Origin of the sequence: Methanobacterium sp. SMA-27 (assembly GCF_000744455.1) — an archaeon.
Classification (GTDB): Archaea; Methanobacteriota; Methanobacteria; order Methanobacteriales; family Methanobacteriaceae; genus Methanobacterium_B.
Genome location: NZ_JQLY01000001.1, coordinates 1,407,812 through 1,424,914, shown reverse-complemented (window position 1 = coordinate 1,424,914; position 17,103 = coordinate 1,407,812). Strand labels below are relative to the sequence as shown.

At 30.3% G+C, this 17,103-nt stretch carries 16 protein-coding genes; 11 read left to right on the top strand and 5 right to left on the bottom strand.

The features are described from left to right. Positions 1 to 30: 30 nt before the first annotated feature. Entirely contained in the window at positions 31 to 1,332 is a 1,302-nt protein-coding gene (locus tag DL91_RS07205) for an MnmC family methyltransferase (protein ID WP_052374277.1), read from the bottom strand. A 203-nt stretch (positions 1,333 to 1,535) separates the two neighbouring features. On the opposite strand from DL91_RS07205, the gene DL91_RS07200 reads away from it, so the two are divergent. The 6 genes from DL91_RS07200 to DL91_RS12900 all read left to right on the top strand — a co-directional run bounded on the left by DL91_RS07200 (position 1,536) and on the right by DL91_RS12900 (position 6,713). Continuing rightward, entirely contained in the window at positions 1,536 to 2,117 is a 582-nt protein-coding gene (locus DL91_RS07200; RefSeq protein ID WP_048190874.1) for a flavodoxin family protein, read from the top strand. A gap of 140 nt (positions 2,118 to 2,257) precedes the next feature. Continuing rightward, the gene (locus DL91_RS07195; protein WP_048190873.1) at positions 2,258 to 2,932 is read left to right on the top strand and encodes a glycosyltransferase family 2 protein; all 675 of its coding nucleotides are present in this window, start codon (positions 2,258 to 2,260) and stop codon (positions 2,930 to 2,932) included. A 104-nt stretch (positions 2,933 to 3,036) separates the two neighbouring features. Next, a complete protein-coding gene (locus DL91_RS07190; protein ID WP_048190872.1) occupies positions 3,037 to 3,426 on the top strand; it encodes a DUF2304 domain-containing protein in 390 nt (129 codons plus the stop codon). An 81-nt stretch (positions 3,427 to 3,507) separates the two neighbouring features. Further along, the gene (locus DL91_RS07185; RefSeq protein WP_048190871.1) at positions 3,508 to 4,698 is read left to right on the top strand and encodes a glycosyltransferase family 4 protein; all 1,191 of its coding nucleotides are present in this window, start codon (positions 3,508 to 3,510) and stop codon (positions 4,696 to 4,698) included. An 80-nt stretch (positions 4,699 to 4,778) separates the two neighbouring features. Next, the gene (locus DL91_RS07180) at positions 4,779 to 5,942 is read left to right on the top strand and encodes a glycosyltransferase family 1 protein (protein WP_048190870.1); all 1,164 of its coding nucleotides are present in this window, start codon (positions 4,779 to 4,781) and stop codon (positions 5,940 to 5,942) included. Further along, positions 5,943 to 6,713 carry a class I SAM-dependent methyltransferase gene (locus DL91_RS12900; protein WP_052374275.1) on the top strand — a complete coding sequence of 257 codons (771 nt, stop codon included), beginning with the start codon at positions 5,943 to 5,945 and terminating at the stop codon, positions 6,711 to 6,713. 102 nt (positions 6,714 to 6,815) lie between these two features. Here the strand turns inward: DL91_RS12900 and DL91_RS07170 are convergent, their stop codons facing one another. Further along, a complete protein-coding gene (locus DL91_RS07170; RefSeq protein WP_048190869.1) occupies positions 6,816 to 7,850 on the bottom strand; it encodes a glycosyltransferase family 2 protein in 1,035 nt (344 codons plus the stop codon). A 378-nt stretch (positions 7,851 to 8,228) separates the two neighbouring features. On the opposite strand from DL91_RS07170, the gene DL91_RS07165 reads away from it, so the two are divergent. Then, positions 8,229 to 9,665, top strand: coding sequence for a flippase (locus DL91_RS07165; protein ID WP_048190868.1), 1,437 nt, complete (start codon positions 8,229 to 8,231; stop codon positions 9,663 to 9,665). Positions 9,666 to 9,718: 53 nt separating this feature from the next. Here the strand turns inward: DL91_RS07165 and DL91_RS07160 are convergent, their stop codons facing one another. Further along, entirely contained in the window at positions 9,719 to 10,684 is a 966-nt protein-coding gene (locus DL91_RS07160) for a class I SAM-dependent methyltransferase (RefSeq protein WP_048190867.1), read from the bottom strand. A 176-nt stretch (positions 10,685 to 10,860) separates the two neighbouring features. Between DL91_RS07160 and DL91_RS07155 the strand changes: the two genes are divergently transcribed. The 4 genes from DL91_RS07155 (at position 10,861) to DL91_RS13610 (ending at position 14,599) form a co-directional block, all read left to right on the top strand. After that, a complete protein-coding gene (locus tag DL91_RS07155) occupies positions 10,861 to 11,862 on the top strand; it encodes a glycosyltransferase (protein WP_048190866.1) in 1,002 nt (333 codons plus the stop codon). 143 nt (positions 11,863 to 12,005) lie between these two features. Continuing rightward, positions 12,006 to 12,734: a (Fe-S)-binding protein gene (locus DL91_RS07150; protein WP_048190865.1), complete on the top strand. Its 729-nt coding sequence runs from the start codon at positions 12,006 to 12,008 to the stop codon at positions 12,732 to 12,734. Continuing rightward, positions 12,721 to 13,923: an LUD domain-containing protein gene (locus DL91_RS07145; protein WP_048190864.1), complete on the top strand. Its 1,203-nt coding sequence runs from the start codon at positions 12,721 to 12,723 to the stop codon at positions 13,921 to 13,923. The genes DL91_RS07150 and DL91_RS07145 overlap by 14 nt, the downstream gene beginning before the upstream one ends. Positions 13,924 to 14,443: 520 nt before the next feature. Further along, positions 14,444 to 14,599, top strand: a complete 156-nt coding sequence (locus DL91_RS13610) for a hypothetical protein (protein WP_156096044.1) — start codon at positions 14,444 to 14,446, stop codon at positions 14,597 to 14,599. 79 nt (positions 14,600 to 14,678) lie between these two features. Here the strand turns inward: DL91_RS13610 and DL91_RS07140 are convergent, their stop codons facing one another. Both DL91_RS07140 and DL91_RS07135 read right to left on the bottom strand, forming a co-directional pair. Next, complete coding sequence (locus DL91_RS07140; protein WP_052374273.1) at positions 14,679 to 15,389, bottom strand: hypothetical protein; 711 nt, start codon at positions 15,387 to 15,389, stop codon at positions 14,679 to 14,681. Between the two features lie 112 nt (positions 15,390 to 15,501). Then, positions 15,502 to 16,923 carry a M48 family metallopeptidase gene (locus DL91_RS07135; protein WP_048190863.1) on the bottom strand — a complete coding sequence of 474 codons (1,422 nt, stop codon included), beginning with the start codon at positions 16,921 to 16,923 and terminating at the stop codon, positions 15,502 to 15,504. Positions 16,924 to 17,103: the final 180 nt, after the last annotated feature.

Here is a 17,103-nt window from a genome sequence, read left to right as displayed (position 1 = left end):
ATTAAGGAACTTTTTTTTGATATAATCGATTTACTCCGGAATATTACCATATTCCATTATTTTATTTAATCTTTTCTCCATTTCAATCACACGTTCGCTGGAATTTTCTAAAGGTTCACATTTACTACCACATATACATTCTCTGTACTGTGGGCAAACAATATATTTAGATTTTTCAGATTCCAGATCTTCAAATCCAAGCCTTCTTATGTCTTTAAGAACTCGACGCATTAAACGATCCTCAATTTTTATGTCATTACAAAGATAAACGGGACTTTTGACTGTGGATGCAAATTTATAGTCTTTTCTAGCAATTTTACGTTCATTTTGCCTTCTTTCGGATATTTCAATACTCGAATCATTCAATGTAAAATCTCTAAATGGAGTTCCAGCGTCTGATAATGCAACCATTCTTTCATCTTTAGATGATAATGGTTTTTCAATGTTTACAAGTAAAGGTGATGCAAGTGTTCCACCACTTCTACCGAATCTTGGACCCTCACCAACGTATAAACCAGTTTTTATTATGGCATATCTCACAGCTGATGCAGCAGTATATGTTAAGAACATACCATCATTTTTAAGCATGGATTTAAGTCCTTTTAAAAATTCTAGGGAATATAGTTCTGGTGAAATACCCGGTGAAAATGGTGCTAAAAATATTGCATCATATTTTGTATTTGATTTATCAATTGATTCATTGCTATTCACACTTTCTTTAGCTGGATTTTGTGAAGTTTCTTCTGTAAAACCGTAATTTTTAACTAGTTCCCTTGCATCTGTAATGTGAATATTTAATTTGATGTTATCGGGAATTTTTTCTTTAATAGTTCTGAATTTTAAAAATCCTGTGGAAAATAATTTATCTTCAGTTGCCTTTTTAACAATTTCATGTGATTTAACAGGGCTTGGAATAATCAATCCAGTTGCAAGGGTTAATGGTGATATTTCAACCATATCGATACAGATTTCAGGATTTGTATCGTTGTTTAGATAATCCAGACAAACTGCTGTTGTATATCCCAGTCCACTGCATATGTCTAGTACATGAACATCTTTCTTTCCTGTTAGATGGGAGGGTTTAACATATTTTTCAAGGGATTCATCAAGCCCACCATGATGTGTATGCATTGTCTTGGATGATCCTTCTGAACCTTCAGATTTAATGGTGTATGAACCATCACCCGTTTCAATTAAAAATTCCTTTAAATCATCGAATGCAACACTTCTTGCATCCATGTCCCTATTATTTTCCTTCTTAAAACATTCATCAACTATTTCTAGAACCTTTTTTTGGACCTTAAGAGGTTTGTATACACTATTATTTTTCATTTTTATCCTTTAATTATTATTATTCATTAAAATTTTTAGTAAAAGAGAATTAAGAATCAAATTTTCCTGTTTACTATTTATTAATCTTTCTAATTTAGAAAGGTCTCTATATAATATTTAATTATCAATTGGATTAATAGTATTGGATAGTAAATTTAAAAAACCTATTATAAATTTATGAATTTGTTATGGAGGCATATTATATGGTTAAGATTATAGGGATCTCAGGAAGTCCAAGAACAGATGGAAATACATCTTTCCTCGTTGAAACAGCTTTAAAAACCGCTGAAGAAGCAGGAGCAGAAACTGAACTTATAAATTTGGGAGCATTAAATATTGAACCTTGTGTTGCTTGTGATATATGTAAGGCAACTGGAGAATGTGCAATATACGATGATATGAGGGAAATAACAGAAAAGTTAATGGAATGTAATGGAATGATCATCGGAAGTCCAGTTTACTTTGGAAGTGTAACATCACAGTTGAAGATGTTTATCGACAGATCAAGACCACTAAGGGGATCTTTTAAATTAAAAGACAAAGTTGGAGGATCCATAGCTGTGGGTGGTTCAAGAAATGGTGGACAGGAAAGTACAATCTCAGTTATTCAAGATTTTCTCTTAATCCATGATGCAATTGTTGTTGGAGATGGAGCACCAATGGCTCATTACGGGGGAACAGGTGTTGGTGGCCCCAAAGGTGACACCAAGAATGATGAAATTGGAATTGAAACCTCTAAAAATCTAGGAAAACGTGTTACTGAACTTGCAAAACGTTTGGAGTAAGATTTTCAACAATATTTTTTCTTTTGTCAATGATTTATATTGCCATTTAACTTCTTGATTCATTAAGTTATTACTCAAAGATTTAACTTATAAAAGACAATATTAATGATAAAGAGTTATTCATTAAATGGGAGGTTTCAATGAAAATATTTGTTGTTGTACCGGCCTACAATGAGGAAAAAACCATAACAAAGGTCATTATAGATCTCATTGAGATGGGATTTGAATTTGTTGTGGTTGATGATGGTTCTAAAGATGATACCTACAATATAGCTAGCAATATCATTAAAAAATATAATAAAGGATTGATCTGCAAACATCTCCTAAACAGGGGTTTAGGTGCTGCTTTAAAAACGGGAATAGAAGCTTCTCTAATGGAAGATGCCGATGTAATTGTAACTTTTGATGCAGATGGTCAACACGATCCAAATGATATATTAAAAGTTTCAAAACCTGTAATTAATGATGCAGCTGATGTTACTGTGGGCGTAAGAGATTTTAAGGAGATGCCTTCTTCCAAAAAATTTGGAAACAGGGTAATGAATTTGATAACTCTTATATTCTATGGTATAAATGTCAATGATTCACAATCTGGACTCAGAGCATTTAACAGGAAAGCAGCTGAAACAATAATAATAAATGCAAGAGATTATGGGGTTTCATCTGAAATAATTGGCGAAGTTAAACGTCATAATTTAAGATTAATAGAAATACCAATAAAAACCATATACACCGAGTATTCAATGACCAAGGGCACAAACACTGGTGAAGGTCTAAAAATACTTGTAAAACTTATAATAAACATATTAAAATAAAAATAAATTTAATAAAACTAACTTATTCATTAGATAATGGAATACGAATTAATAAATAAAAAAAAATGGATAATATAATAATATCCACTGGGATTTAAAAAAAAATGATAGAAATATACCAGATAATTGCAATTTTTCTTGGAATATTAGCCATAGTACTGAGTATTTTAAGGTTTAGAGACGGAAAAATGTCTTTAGGCATGCTTTTTGTATGGATTATTATATGGTTGATCATTATTTTCATTTCAATATACCCTAACACAACAAATTATTTTGCATTATATACAGGTATAGGTAGAGGACTGGATTTTGCACTGATACTTGGTTTACTCCTTAGTTTCTATTTGATATTTAAAATGTACAATAAGATCGAAACAATTGAAGAAGAATTAACAGATCTTGTGAGGGAGTTAGCTATTCAAAGAAATAATATTAAAACTGATGATAAGCAGGATATTGAAGATGATTCAGATTTAAAAAACAACATAAAATAATAATCTCTTTTATTTACAAAATCTGGTTATGATTTATAATAGATATAATTTCAATATTATTCATAATAATAGGTTCTTAACATGAAAATAGGATATTTCATTGGACATTTTCCATATGTTAACTTGGTTAATACTCCAGATTATATTAAAAAGTATGCTCATGGAGGTACAGAGATAGCAGCATATAATTTGGCCGTTAATATGGCAAATAGGGGTAATTCAGTTGATGTTTTTACAACATCAATTGATTCTATTGATTCATTAGAGATTTATCCAAACATGAAAATACATCGCAATGCAACCAGTTTCAAAATTGCAAGTGCCAATGCTTCTTTTAAATTAATTTATAAACCATTAAAGTATGATTTAGATATTGTACATGCACATTCACCAATTCCCTATTCTGATCTTCCTGCACTGCTGTATGCCAAACGAAAAAAGGTACCGTTTCTATTAACGTATCAGTTTGATGGGCAGGAAACAGGTGGTAGTTTCATGCGCAATACAGGAGTATCTGTTTATAATAAATTATTTATTAACAAAGTACTGGGCTCTGCAGAGGTTATAATTGCCACTACTAAAGCATATGCCAATGAATCACCCTTTTTAAGGAAATATAAGGATAAAATAGTTGTAATACCCAATGGAATCAATATATCAGAGGTAACAACCCCCTACACAAAGGAAGAATCCAGGATTAATTTAGGACTACCATTGGAGGACAATATAATTCTCTTTTTCGGAAGTTTAGTCCAATATAAAGGTCCTGATATATTATTAAAAGCTTTTAAAACCGTTAAAAAGGAATTTCCAAATAGTAAACTAATTTTTGCAGGCAGAGGCCAAATGTTGGATTATCTCAGTGAACTGGCTAAAAAATTGGGTGTTGAAAACAATGTGGTTTTCACAGGATTTGTTGAAGATGAAAAAAAGCCATTATATTATAAATCAGCTGATATATTCTGTTTACCATCAACAACAATGGCCGAATCCTTTGGTATTGTAAATTTAGAGGCCATGGCAGCAGGGATTCCAATTGTTGCCTCTGATCTTGGAGGTATACCCGACATTGTAAAGCATGGAGAAAATGGTTTACTTACAAAACCATGCAATGTTCAAAGCCTTGCAGATGCTTTGACATATCTACTAAAAAATGAAGATATAAGGAAAAACTTTGGAAATAAAGGAATGGAAATGGTAGATAATTACAGTTGGGATAAAATTGCAAAGGAAACTGAAGAGCTGTATAGGAGTATACTTCAAAATTGGTAGAGAACTATTCATCAATACTTTTGACACATGGTAAAGTAATAAATAATTCTTATTGTATCAACATTTAAAGGTGAAATTTTATGCAAATAGACTATATTAATGGACCAAAAACTGAGAAGATATTTGGTATGTCTAAATATCAAATGGAGATACATAAAAGGCTCGATGTTGAATTGAATATCATTGAATACGAATCTATTATGCATAACCTTGAAAAAAGATATAGTCCTCCATTAGAATCAAATTTAGATAAACAAGATACTGAAACACAGGAATACTCACAACTAAAAAATTTCTTTATTGAAATAGGCAGAACAACTTTTAAAAACATTGACAGGTACAGATACAAAATCAAGGTCCAAAATAATATAAAAAAGCAGAATATTAAACATATCACCTCTCAGGAAAACGCATATCTGTTAAATTCAATTAAAACGAACAGATCTGTTGTAACGTGTTACGACCTAATTCCATGGGCCTTTGAAAAGAACCATTCAAGATTATGGAAAAGTAATATGTCAGGATTAAAAAAAGCAGATCGGATTATGACAATTTCAGAATTTTCCAAAGATGAAATTGTTAAATATTTGAACTATCCTGAAGAGAGGATACATATTGTGAGTGCTGCTGTTGACCATGATCTCTACCATAAGAAAAGGAATAAAGATATTCTAATACAACACAATATTCCAAAGGATCAGAAATTCATACTCTATGTTGGTTCAGAAACACCAAGACAGAATCTGAACTTCCTGTTAAGATCACTAGTAAAACTTAAAAAGAAATTACCCGGTATTAAACTGTTAAAAATAGGAGATCCTCAAAGTTATGGGGCTAGAAAACAGTTATTGAAAACAATAATAGAGATGGGTCTTCAAAATGATATTATATTCATTGGATATGTATCGGAAGAAGAACTACCCAAGTGGTACAATGCATCAGACCTTCTTGTTTATCCATGTTTATATGCAGGTTTTGGGTTGCCTCCTCTTGAAGCCATGGCATGCGGTACACCTGTAATAACTTCCAATACCAGCTCCCTACCGGAAGTTGTTGATGATGCAGGAATAATGGTAGATCCAAATGATGAGGAAAGCCTGGCATTAAATATGTACAATGTTCTAACACAGGATGATTTAAACAAAAAATTAGCAGAAAAGGGACTTAAAAGGTCTAAAATATTCACATGGGACAATGCAGCCAGAGAAACCCAGGAAGTATACAACTCAATATCAGGTGATTAATTGGATAAAGATAAAGAAGTATGGGAAAATATTTGGGATAAAACAGAAGAAACCCTAAATTATAGGGATGTTTTTTATCTAATGGATGAAATAAAACTTTCCTATTTAATACCATTATTACCATCAGGATCTGATATAAATATATTGGAAGTTGGATGTGGTTCTGCAAGGTTATCCTGTTTCTTGGCATCAAAGGGTTATAAAACAACTTGCTTGGACTATTCTGAAAGTGCTTTAAAAGTTGCTAGAAAAAATTATGAATTAACCCATAATAAAGGTAGATTTGTTGTGGGGGATGCTAAAAAACTTCCATTTGAAGATAATAGTTTTGACATAGTGTTATCAACAGGTCTTTTAGAACATTTCAAAGATCCTCAAATTGTAATTAATGAGATGACAAGAGTATTAAAACCAGAGGGAATATTCTATTCAGATATAGTACCAAAAAAATTTTCTACATTCCGTGCTCACATCACTTTTATTAGAAACTTGGGTAAATTAATGAAAAGGGATGGAAAAGACACATTTTATGAAAAAAAATTAAATTCAAGGGACATTCAGAATATGCTCCAATCAGCAGACTTGAAATCCATTAATGTTTTTGGAGCAGGAGTATTTTTGCCACAAATACCCTATGGGAATCAAGTTCCTTCATTAAAAAGATTAGAATATAACTTTTTATCAAAAATCAAACCATTAATCACGGTTTGGGATAATACAATTATAGGTGAATTGTTTGGGTTTTATTATTTTGCATATGCAAGGAAATAAAATTATATACTATTCTTAATATTTATTTATAAAAAAACTTTAAATCAGCCCTATTTTCTGGAAAAATTATTTAATATAATATTTATTAACAAATATCAAAAATTAATCCAATTTTTTATATCCATAATTTCCTCTAAGTCCATCATTAATTGCTTTTAATACTGTTAAAGATTCTTTTCGTTGGCCTTTTAATATTAGATATAGTGCTAAAATGAATTTATTAAATAATAATTGGGAATAACAGATTAAAATCCCAATTGAATCCCTGTTTTTTTTAATTAATAAAAATGAATTCCTGTTTCCGTAATAGTATAGGCTTATTGATTTCCTTTCAAGTGAAGAAACTTTATGCCATATCCTAGCTTTGGGCACATAAAAAACTTTATAACCCTGCTTTTTAGCCCTTAAACACCAATCAACATCCTCGTAATATAGAAAATATTTTTTATCAAGCAGACCTATATCATCAATTACACTCTTTTTAATTAGTAATCCACAACCAACAACATAATCTAATGATATGGTTGAAGATGGAATTTCCTCCAAATTATCAAGTGGAGATGATGTTCTAGCATTACAAATATTGACATTGTACCCTATATTATCAATTTTATCAGGTTTGTTGTAATGATAAACTCCAGGTCCTACAATGCCCACTTTATGGTTAGTATCGGCAAATTTCACAAGTTCATTTAAGAAATTCTTATCAACTACTGTATCAGTGTTTAGAAGCAGAATATAATCTGTATTTAAAAATTGCAATGAAAAGTTTATACCAAGGTTATTACCTTCAGAAAAACCTGAATTAACTTCATTTTTAATTAATATTAGCTTATTATTTGAATCTGAATTATTAAAATTTTCATTAATTATCTGCAATGATTCCAATTCATTGCCAAAAAATTCCAAGATTTTAATAGGTTTGTTAAATTTTTTATATTCAAAAAAATCTGATTCAATAGAAAGTTCTCCTGAGGCATAATTCTTTATCATTTCAATAGATTTGTTTTGAGAGCCATTATCAACTAAAATCACATTATAATTTGGATAGTTGATCTGATAGAGAGATTCAAGGCATTCTATCGTATCTTTCCATCCATTCCAGTTGAGAATTATTATAGAAACTTTTTGATTCATATTTTCCCTTTCCAATACAAAATCTTGATAGAATTGAAATATATTTAATTGTTTATGAATTATTTTCTAAATTTTTTTTTAAAATTGTTAAAGTTAGAAATTTGATTTTTTATCTTCTGAATCACTTATAATTGTATAATTTAATTTCATATTTAGATTTATTATTTTTAATTCAGCTAAAATACACAATTAGCACTTCCTAAATATGAATTATTTGACTCAACTCGATTTATTAATATTTTCTAATTTAAAACAAATTAAAATTACAATTTTTATTTATATAAAATAATTTTTTGAGTTAATACAACCCCATTGATTTGCATATTTGGATCAGATTAAAACAAGTTTTTAAATTTAAGATAACACAAAGAAACTTTAATGAATCCGATGCAAAGATTTGTAAAAAACATAGGTTCCCTATTCACATCCCAAATTTTAAGCTATCTAATCAGTTTAATTTATACAATATATCTAGTAAGGTATTTGGGAGTTGAAAATTATGGAATACTTGCTTTTGCATTGGCTTTAACAAGTGTGATAGGAATATTTGCTGATTTCGGGTTAAATATTCTCATGACAAGGGAATTATCTAAGGAAAAGTCCTTAACCAATAAATATCTTAATAATATATTCACAATAAAACTATTGCAAATTTCAATTTTACTGGTCTTTGTTATTGTTATTGTAAAAATATTAGGTTATCCAACACAAACAGCTTATATTCTCTATTTAATGATGATATTTTTAATTTTTACGACTTTTTCAAACTTCTTCGCCTCGATATTTCAAGCATACGAAAGACTTGAATATCAGTCAATAGCATCTGTTTTAAATAATATATTGATGTTAATTGGAATTTTCATTTTAATAAACTATAATTATGGAATTATATCCTTCACAATTCTTTATGCTTTGGTAGGGGGATTAATTCTAATATATTATCTTTTTATATTAACCAAAAGGTTTGAACTCCCCATACCAAAAATAAAGATTGATTGGGATTTTTGGAAACCTACAATTAAGACAGCTGCACAGTTTGGTTTAATGGGAGTATTTGTAACAATTTATATTTGGATAGATTCTGTTATGCTCTTTTTTATGCAGGGAGATCAAGCTGTAGGATTATATAATGCAGCTTATCGAATTGTTTTACTGTTGTTATTCATTCCAACTGTGATTAATGCTGCGATTTTCCCTGTGATGTCCAAGTTGTATGGTTCATCAAAAGATTCTTTGAAATTAATTGTAGAAAAATATTTTAAATATATGATCTTGATCGGTGTTCCACTGGGAGTAGCAATCACTCTTTTATCCAATCAGATAATAATTTTGATCTTTGGACAGGCATTCTTAGCATCCTCACCTGCACTTCAAATACTTGTATGGGCTACAGTTTTCACATTTGGAAATGCTGCATTTGTACAATTGTTCCAGTCTACAAATAAACAGTTACTATTGACTAAAATAACTTTTATGGGGATGATTATAAATATCACACTTAATTTCATATTAATTCCAAAATTTAGTTATATTGCTGCGAGTTTCAATACATTGATAACAGAATTTACTATTTTAGCATTGGTTCTAATAATGGCCCTTAGAACAGGATATATAACTCAAAGAAAAAAATTATTAAACGAAACAATCAAAATAGTTATTTCTTCAGTAATAATGGGTTTATTCATCTTGATATTCAAGGATCTTAATTTATTAATATTAATATTAATATCCGCATTTCTATATGTGTTTGTTTTATTTATTTTAAAAGGTATAGATAAGGAAGATATCGAGGTAATCCGGAATATACAGAAATAAAATGTTTAGAATTTAAGATTATCCGGTTTATAGTCCTTAAAATAATATATTTCTTATGGATTACTAACTATTTTTTTATTTCCAAGTACAATGAAAATTTGATCACCAGATTTTTTTTGGTTTAACACTCTGGCTATTTCATTAAAATTTTTTATTTGATCCTTGGTGAAAATGCTCTTTTTTGGATTAATTAAATAGGAATTTTCTGACATCAATGGAATATCCATTTTGTATTGTTCACTACCCCAGAATTGAAAAGCATCAGAATCGAATATTAAATTTTTTATCTCAAGATCTGTATCTTCCAATAGAACTTTAAAACTCTCTAGTGTATGTATAAAAAAATGGCGGGGCGCATCAATTTGAACCCAGTTAACCCCATATCTACTCCAGATATATTCATTTTTAAGGGGTATTGTGATTATTGAAATTCCATTTTCTGTTAAAAGCTTTGAAATTTTCCTTAGTGTTTCAAGTTGATCAGATGTATGTTCAAGAACATTTTTCAATATGATAAGATCATACGAATCTTCAAGTTCATGAATTGTTTTTTTGTATATGGAAATTTCATTGTTATTTACAGTTTTATCTATAAATGGATCAATGCCTGTTAGATTTTTGAATCCTAAAGCTTTAAATGAATATAGTAAACGACCAGAACCACATCCAACATCTAATATTTTGAAATCTAGATCTATTTCCAATTTTTCAAGTTTATCAAAGAAATAAGGAGGATATCTATTGAACATGAACTTACCAATTAAACCTCTTTTAAAGTAGGCATATTCATTTCTTTTCATCCTCAAATATCTTTTTATAGGATTTTCTAATAAATTATCTTTGAATGAATAGAAGTCAGAAGGATAATATTCTGCAATGTTCTGTGGTATTTCTGCTATTTGAAGACAACCACATTTAGAACATTCAATGTAATCAAATTCATATTTAGTTCCAAACATCATTTCTTTAATTTGAAATTTTTTATTATCAATAGAATTGTTACAAATCTTACAAATCATTAATTGACCCCTTTAATCCAGTTAAAAAGAATTAATTATATTAAATTAATTAATAGATAATAAACATATGTATTTAATTATAAATTTAGAATTTAAATCAAATATATAGATTATACACTGAATTTGATGATTAACACTTAAATTGTAGTAAAATAGATTTTATTTGGTTATAAAAAATGTCTGTAATGATAACAGTTGGAATAATTGCAAGAAACGAGGGAAAAAATATAGAAAATACCCTTGAAAGTATTTTAAACCAAAATTTTGAGTTAAGATCCTATGAAATAGTTGTAGTGGATGGAAACAGTACAGATAACACTCGAGAAATTGCCAGAAAAACATTGGAAGGATCGGATATTCAACATAAAATTTTAAATGAAGCAGATTTTGGTTTTTATGGTCATTGCTTTGCTAGAAATCTAGTTATTGTTAATTCTGATCAAAATTCTAAATACATAGCATTTACAGATGCTGACTGTATAGTAGATAAAAAATGGATTTCAACACTTTACCATGCAATAAAAGATACAGATAAAACGATTGCAGGTGCTGGTGGCCCTCGTTTAGTAGCAAAAACCAAAAATAAAAAGGAACTGGTCATTAATACATTATTAACCTCCCAAATCGCATCAGGAGGTAATCCTGCCTTTGCCATAAGAAAGACTAAGTATGCTAAAAGCATAGCCAACTACAATGCGATATACAAGAAAGATATTTTATCAAAGTTCAGATATGATGAAAAACTCATTATGTCTGATGATAATGAGTTAAATTTTAGATTAAGAAAATCAGGGTATAATTTTATCAATGTTCCAGAGGCCATGGTATGGCATCATGAAACCAGTTCAATTATGGAATTTGCACGAAACATGTTCAAATATGGGGTAAATATAACAAATACAGTAAAAAAACACAGGAATATCATCACAATAAATGTTCCAATTACAATTGCATTGATATTATACCTAATACTCATGTTACCATTCTATTATGTGTTAGGTTCTTTTGTTTTCATTCCATTGTTACTGTACTTCCTTTTTATAATTTCAGTTTTCATTGAGGTGAGCCTTAAAACAAAAACCATCTATTCATTGATGACTTTTATACTGTTACCGTTACTACATATCTCATATGGATTGGGTGTTATATGGAATTTGATTCATAAAAAAAGGACTTAAATTTTAATTTCATTAACATGATTTTTTTTAAAATAAACAGATTTTAGATGGATAAAAAAATACTAAACTAGCGAGATATATAACATTGTAATAAAATTTTCATAATAAAAAAAAAATTCGATGATTTATGGGTGCAAAGAAATATGATGTATTTTAGAGGATGCGTTGTTAGAGAAAAACTTACTAACATCGCTGATGCCACAGAAACAATATTAAAAACAGCTGGTTTAGATTATACCATACTTGAAAATGAACCATGTTGTGGATCATTTTTAATGAGAACAGGGTTTGAAGATGAAGCATTAGAAGTAATGGAGAAAACTCTTAAACAATTAAATAAAAATGAAGGTGAAGAAATACTTGTATCCTGTGCCGGTTGTTATAATACATTAAAAAATGATTATAAAGAGTTGTTTGGAGTTGAACTTAATGTTAAACATACATCAGTGCTTTTAAAAGAGCTAATATCAGATGGTAAAATTAAAGTTAAAAAAACTCCAAAAAAAGTTACATACCATGATCCATGCCATCTTGGTAGACATTCAGATATATATGAAGAGCCCAGGGAAATTATTAATGAAACCAGTGTTCTAGTTGAAATGGATAGAAATAGGGAGAGATCAAGGTGTTGTGGTGCAGGTGCAGGTGTAAAATCAGCTTTCCCTGAAACTGCATTGAAGGTAGCATCGAAGAGAATTCAGGATGCAGAATCCACAAATGCCGAAATAATTATCACATCATGTTCTTTTTGTATTTTAAACCTAGAAAATGCTCTTAAATATACATTGGATAATGAGAATAAAGGATCTGTTTCAAGTGTATTGGATATAACAGAATTGATTTTAATGGGGCTTGAACATGAAGAAGTCTGAGATAAACGCAATGAACAGGTCCTTTGGAATACTCGAAGAAAGAAGGGCAAAAATATTGGATGATGAGCGCACATTAAATCTAAAGAAACGTGTTAAAGACATACGAGAACATTCAATAGGTAATATGGAAGAACTCATTGAAAAGGCCACTAAGAAACTTGAAGAAAATGATGTTGAGGTTATATACGCTGAAAGATCTGAAAATGCACTCGAAGCAATATATAATATTGTTAAGGATCATCCTATGGTTGCAAAGTCCAAATCAAACACAGCCGGTGAGATAGGACTTTCAGAGTTCCTTGAAAATAAAGGAATTCAAGTTGTTGAAACCGATTTGGGAGACAGGATTGTACAGCTTGATCCTGATACACGACCATCCCACCCCATTGGCCCAGCTTCACATTTAAGAATGGAAACCATAGCTGAAATTATATCAAACGAATTTAATATAGAAGTAAAACCCGAACCACGCACTATTCTTAATATAATCAAGGAAGACGTGCTTTTAAAACTTTCCAATTGTAGCATTGGAATTACAGGCGCAAATTCTGTTGCAGCAGATGATGGTTCAATTTTAACTGTACATAATGAAGGAAACATAAGCATGGTGTCAATGCTTGATACACATATCGTAATTGTGGGCATAGACAAACTTGTAGAAACAATAGAAGATGCAGTTTCAGTAGTGAAACTTGAAACAATATTTGCATCGGGAAAAACAGTTCCAGCATACATGAATGTTATTTCATCCCCATCAAAAACAGCGGACATAGAACAAATTCTCCTTAAAGATATGTACGGTGCAAGAAGGGTTGTTATAATACTTCTTGACAATGGCAGACGAAAAGCAATTGAAGAAGATGGAGAATGTTTTTTGTGCATTGGTTGTGGAAGTTGTATAGTTACCTGCCCCATTTACAACGCAGTAGGATATGAATTTGGATATAAAAGGCACCTTGGAGGAAGGGGAGTTGTTTTAAGTAGTATCATTGAAGGTAATAAGTCATGTTTTGATTCCGGACTTTTCACATGCACACTATGCGGTCTCTGCACAGTGGAATGCCCAATGGGAATAAAAACAAACCAACTCATTAATAAATTGAGGAATAAATCAGTTAACTCTGATCTAGTCTGTGGGGAACATGAAATAATCAAAGATAAAATAAAAAAGAAAGGTTCACCATTTTAATTAATTAATCATCTCTTTTATTTAAGTTTCATTATTCTATAATACAGCCTACAATCATGTTAAATATAATTTTATTCAAATAAGGTAAGCTAAAAAAATTTATCTTAATGTTGGAGAATACCCCATGTGTGAGTGTGGGGATGAATCCAACCACTACATATAAATAATAGTTTAACAATAATTAATATTATCGTATGCGATAACCAAGCATACTACACTTAATCTAATCAGTACCGTAGGAACTACGGAAATTAAAGCTTCTCTGAAAAAAACCACATTAGTGGATTTAATGAAGGAAGAAGCTCCTTCCGAAAGGGAGGGGTAGTTCACAATGATTATGTTTAATTTAATAAAAAAATAGTGAATATTAAGATTATTAACAGATTTATTTTAGATATTTTTGAAATAAGATGGACTAGGAAATTCAGTTTTAATCGTATACTATGAGTTTTATAATATGTGAATAAATTTAAATAAAAATTAATTTGATTTATTAATTTGTTTTAACAAAATATAGTGTATGATAGATGAAGATCTTGATGAAGATGTTGAAGAAACAATACAGCATTACGCTCGAAAAAAGAGAGAAAGTTCCAATTTAAAGGGAATTATCGCAGCTTTTGTTATTATTGTAGTGGTGTTGGTTGCAGTGTATTTTATATTATTTTTGAAATAAAAAAAAAATATACTTGATTAAAAAAATTTCAAGGATAATCCAAATTATTTAATCCTTTATTCTGTAAATTGACATATTTTTAGAAATTTAAATTATCCACAGTTTTTATAAATTCATCAGCACGATCTTTAGTTGTTTGATATGGTTCTTTTGAGTAGGTTTCATATATTACCGATGGAACACCCGAATTTATGAGAGGAATTGTTAGATATTCTGGACTGGTTGGATTAGGCGGAACATAATAAGTTAACCATGGAATCTTGCTGCTTATTTCTTTTCCAATGGCTTCAGATGTGCTTCCACTAACAGGGGCGAAAATAAATAAATTTTCTGCCCAACTACCTGCATTTCTGTGTACATCAACAACAAGTTGAAATTTTTGCTTTACAGCATCTGGAACAATGATATCTCTGGCTAGTAATTGACCATTATACCGTCCATTAGTATAATCATCTGCATCCTTTGTAACATTAACATGATAAATATAGTAACGGTATTTAAGGGAATTGTTATGGGCCTTAATTGCTTCAACAGCTGCAAGATGAGCATTGGACTCTAATGGATGTACTCCAACAACATAAGCAATTGTAACATTCGAACTGGTATTTCCTAAAGGTCCTTCTTTAACAACATTTCCATAATCTGTACTTCCAAGAAGTACCGATGTTGTTTCTGAATTGTTAGATGTAATGGTATTAGGGGACAATAAACAGAATGAAACTGTTAAAGTTGCAATGAATATAATGCAAATTGAAATTATAAGTAAAAGCTTTTTATTTCCCATTATCATTTTTAATTTCTCCAAATAAACGTGAAAATCGTTATTATAACCTTTAAACTTTCTTATCATCTATATTATTGGTGTATTAATTAATAAACATATCTTATGTTAAAATAGAGTTTTAACCACCAAATGAACGTCTAAAACCACTAAAAACATCCTTTGCAGATTGTATTAAGGGATGTTTAACTTTTACTGGTGTTTTCATTTTATCCAATCTCTCTATTCTAAAGTATAGAGGTGGGTGGGGGTCCCATGCAAGCCAGCGTAGAATATTGGACGATGATCGTTCCATTTGTAGTCTGCTAAAACCAATTTTTCTGAGGGATTCTGCAAGTACTTTGGGTTGTCCAATTTTAATTGCAGAAACAAGGTCTGCTCGTGTTTCAAAGAATTTGGCAACAAAGAAAATAATGGCCATAACAACAATAATGTAAATAATAGGATTTATTATCACTAACGGGAAAAATATTGTGAATCTCAAAATAAATTCACCAGATATAATGGAGAATAATACTATGGGATCTCTTCCTTTTAAATGTCCCATTTCATGCCCCAGCACACTAAGTATCTCATCTTCTTCCAGTTCAACTAATAGTCCTGTTGTTATCATGACAAGGCCACGGCTGGGACTTGGTCCTGTTGCAGCTGCATTGGGAACCATTGTATTTGAGATAACAATTTTTGGTATAGGAAGTTCAAATTTTTCTGCTGCAGTCTTCACTATACTGTATACATCAATCACTTTGACCAGTTTACTTTCGGGGGTGCATTGAAAGCCATAATTTTCGAATACCTGTTCTCCAAGTTCGCATGTTGGCTCTTTACCCACTGCAAGTGTTTTGTCATATATTTCCTTTTTCATCTGAACAACAACTTCTTTACCAAATTTTTCTCGGAACTCTTTAAACTCCTCAACAGGGAGTTGATATTCTATTATGTGGACGTTAGGGTTTGATGGTGTGATTCTCCAGTTGTTTCTTGCTGTATAAATTTTATCTGATAGTAGTACAATTACCAGCTGCAAGCCAATTATTGCAGCTACTGCAAAAACAAGACCCAATAAAAGGAATAAGATGATATTAACACCGAAGAATAGTACATAAATAAATAGTAAATTACTGCCGAAAAGACGATCAGAAAGCCTTTTACTAGCTGTTGGGGGTTGTTCTGGAATTATATCTTCTCCTTCAACCCATGCAAAGTATAGTGTGGACTGGCGTACAGTTTCATGATAAATTTGCACGGCAAGTATAAGATCTTCCTTGATGGAAGTCACAAACTCCTGAGGAGTACCCTCATCCGGCTCCAGCTCCACTTGAATTGGTGCGCCTGAGATCAGTTTAGCATTAACCTTCCATGATTTATCAGCTATTAAAGCAGTAAATTCAAGTGTTGAACCAAACTTCTCATTTGTTCTTCTTATGTTATCAAAATTTTCAGGTTTTGGAATCAAGTAGAATTTGTATATAAATTCTAAGATTTCATCCATATGTACAGGTGCTACTGCAGTGTCAATTGTGAAATTTATAACTTCGGTCATTTTTATCAACGCTAATTTTTATAATATTTCTATTTTAAGGGTATTGTAAGTTAATATTCTTTGTTAAATTTTATTAGCCATTTCCAAGTTATTTTAGAATTCTAGTATGAATCAATTTCTTACTTCAGCCCGAATTTGTGCTAAAATTATAATTTTCGCTAAAGAATTAAATATTTAGGA

Bases quoted from the DNA above. Each gene is read 5' to 3' on its own strand.
- DL91_RS07200 (WP_048190874.1), top strand. From the start codon at position 1,536: ATGGTTAAGATTATAGGGATCTCAGGAAGTCCAAGAACAGATGGAAAT.
- DL91_RS07160 (WP_048190867.1), bottom strand. From the start codon at position 10,684: ATGATTTGTAAGATTTGTAACAATTCTATTGATAATAAAAAATTTCAA.
- DL91_RS07145 (WP_048190864.1), top strand. From the start codon at position 12,721: ATGAAGAAGTCTGAGATAAACGCAATGAACAGGTCCTTTGGAATACTC.
- DL91_RS07190 (WP_048190872.1), top strand. From the start codon at position 3,037: ATGATAGAAATATACCAGATAATTGCAATTTTTCTTGGAATATTAGCC.
- DL91_RS07135 (WP_048190863.1), bottom strand. From the start codon at position 16,923: ATGACCGAAGTTATAAATTTCACAATTGACACTGCAGTAGCACCTGTA.
- DL91_RS07140 (WP_052374273.1), bottom strand. From the start codon at position 15,389: ATGATAATGGGAAATAAAAAGCTTTTACTTATAATTTCAATTTGCATT.
- DL91_RS13610 (WP_156096044.1), top strand. From the start codon at position 14,444: ATGATAGATGAAGATCTTGATGAAGATGTTGAAGAAACAATACAGCAT.
- DL91_RS07170 (WP_048190869.1), bottom strand. From the start codon at position 7,850: ATGAATCAAAAAGTTTCTATAATAATTCTCAACTGGAATGGATGGAAA.
- DL91_RS07155 (WP_048190866.1), top strand. From the start codon at position 10,861: ATGTCTGTAATGATAACAGTTGGAATAATTGCAAGAAACGAGGGAAAA.
- DL91_RS07205 (WP_052374277.1), bottom strand. From the start codon at position 1,332: ATGAAAAATAATAGTGTATACAAACCTCTTAAGGTCCAAAAAAAGGTT.
- DL91_RS07165 (WP_048190868.1), top strand. From the start codon at position 8,229: ATGAATCCGATGCAAAGATTTGTAAAAAACATAGGTTCCCTATTCACA.
- DL91_RS07195 (WP_048190873.1), top strand. From the start codon at position 2,258: ATGAAAATATTTGTTGTTGTACCGGCCTACAATGAGGAAAAAACCATA.
- DL91_RS07150 (WP_048190865.1), top strand. From the start codon at position 12,006: ATGATGTATTTTAGAGGATGCGTTGTTAGAGAAAAACTTACTAACATC.
- DL91_RS07180 (WP_048190870.1), top strand. From the start codon at position 4,779: ATGCAAATAGACTATATTAATGGACCAAAAACTGAGAAGATATTTGGT.
- DL91_RS07185 (WP_048190871.1), top strand. From the start codon at position 3,508: ATGAAAATAGGATATTTCATTGGACATTTTCCATATGTTAACTTGGTT.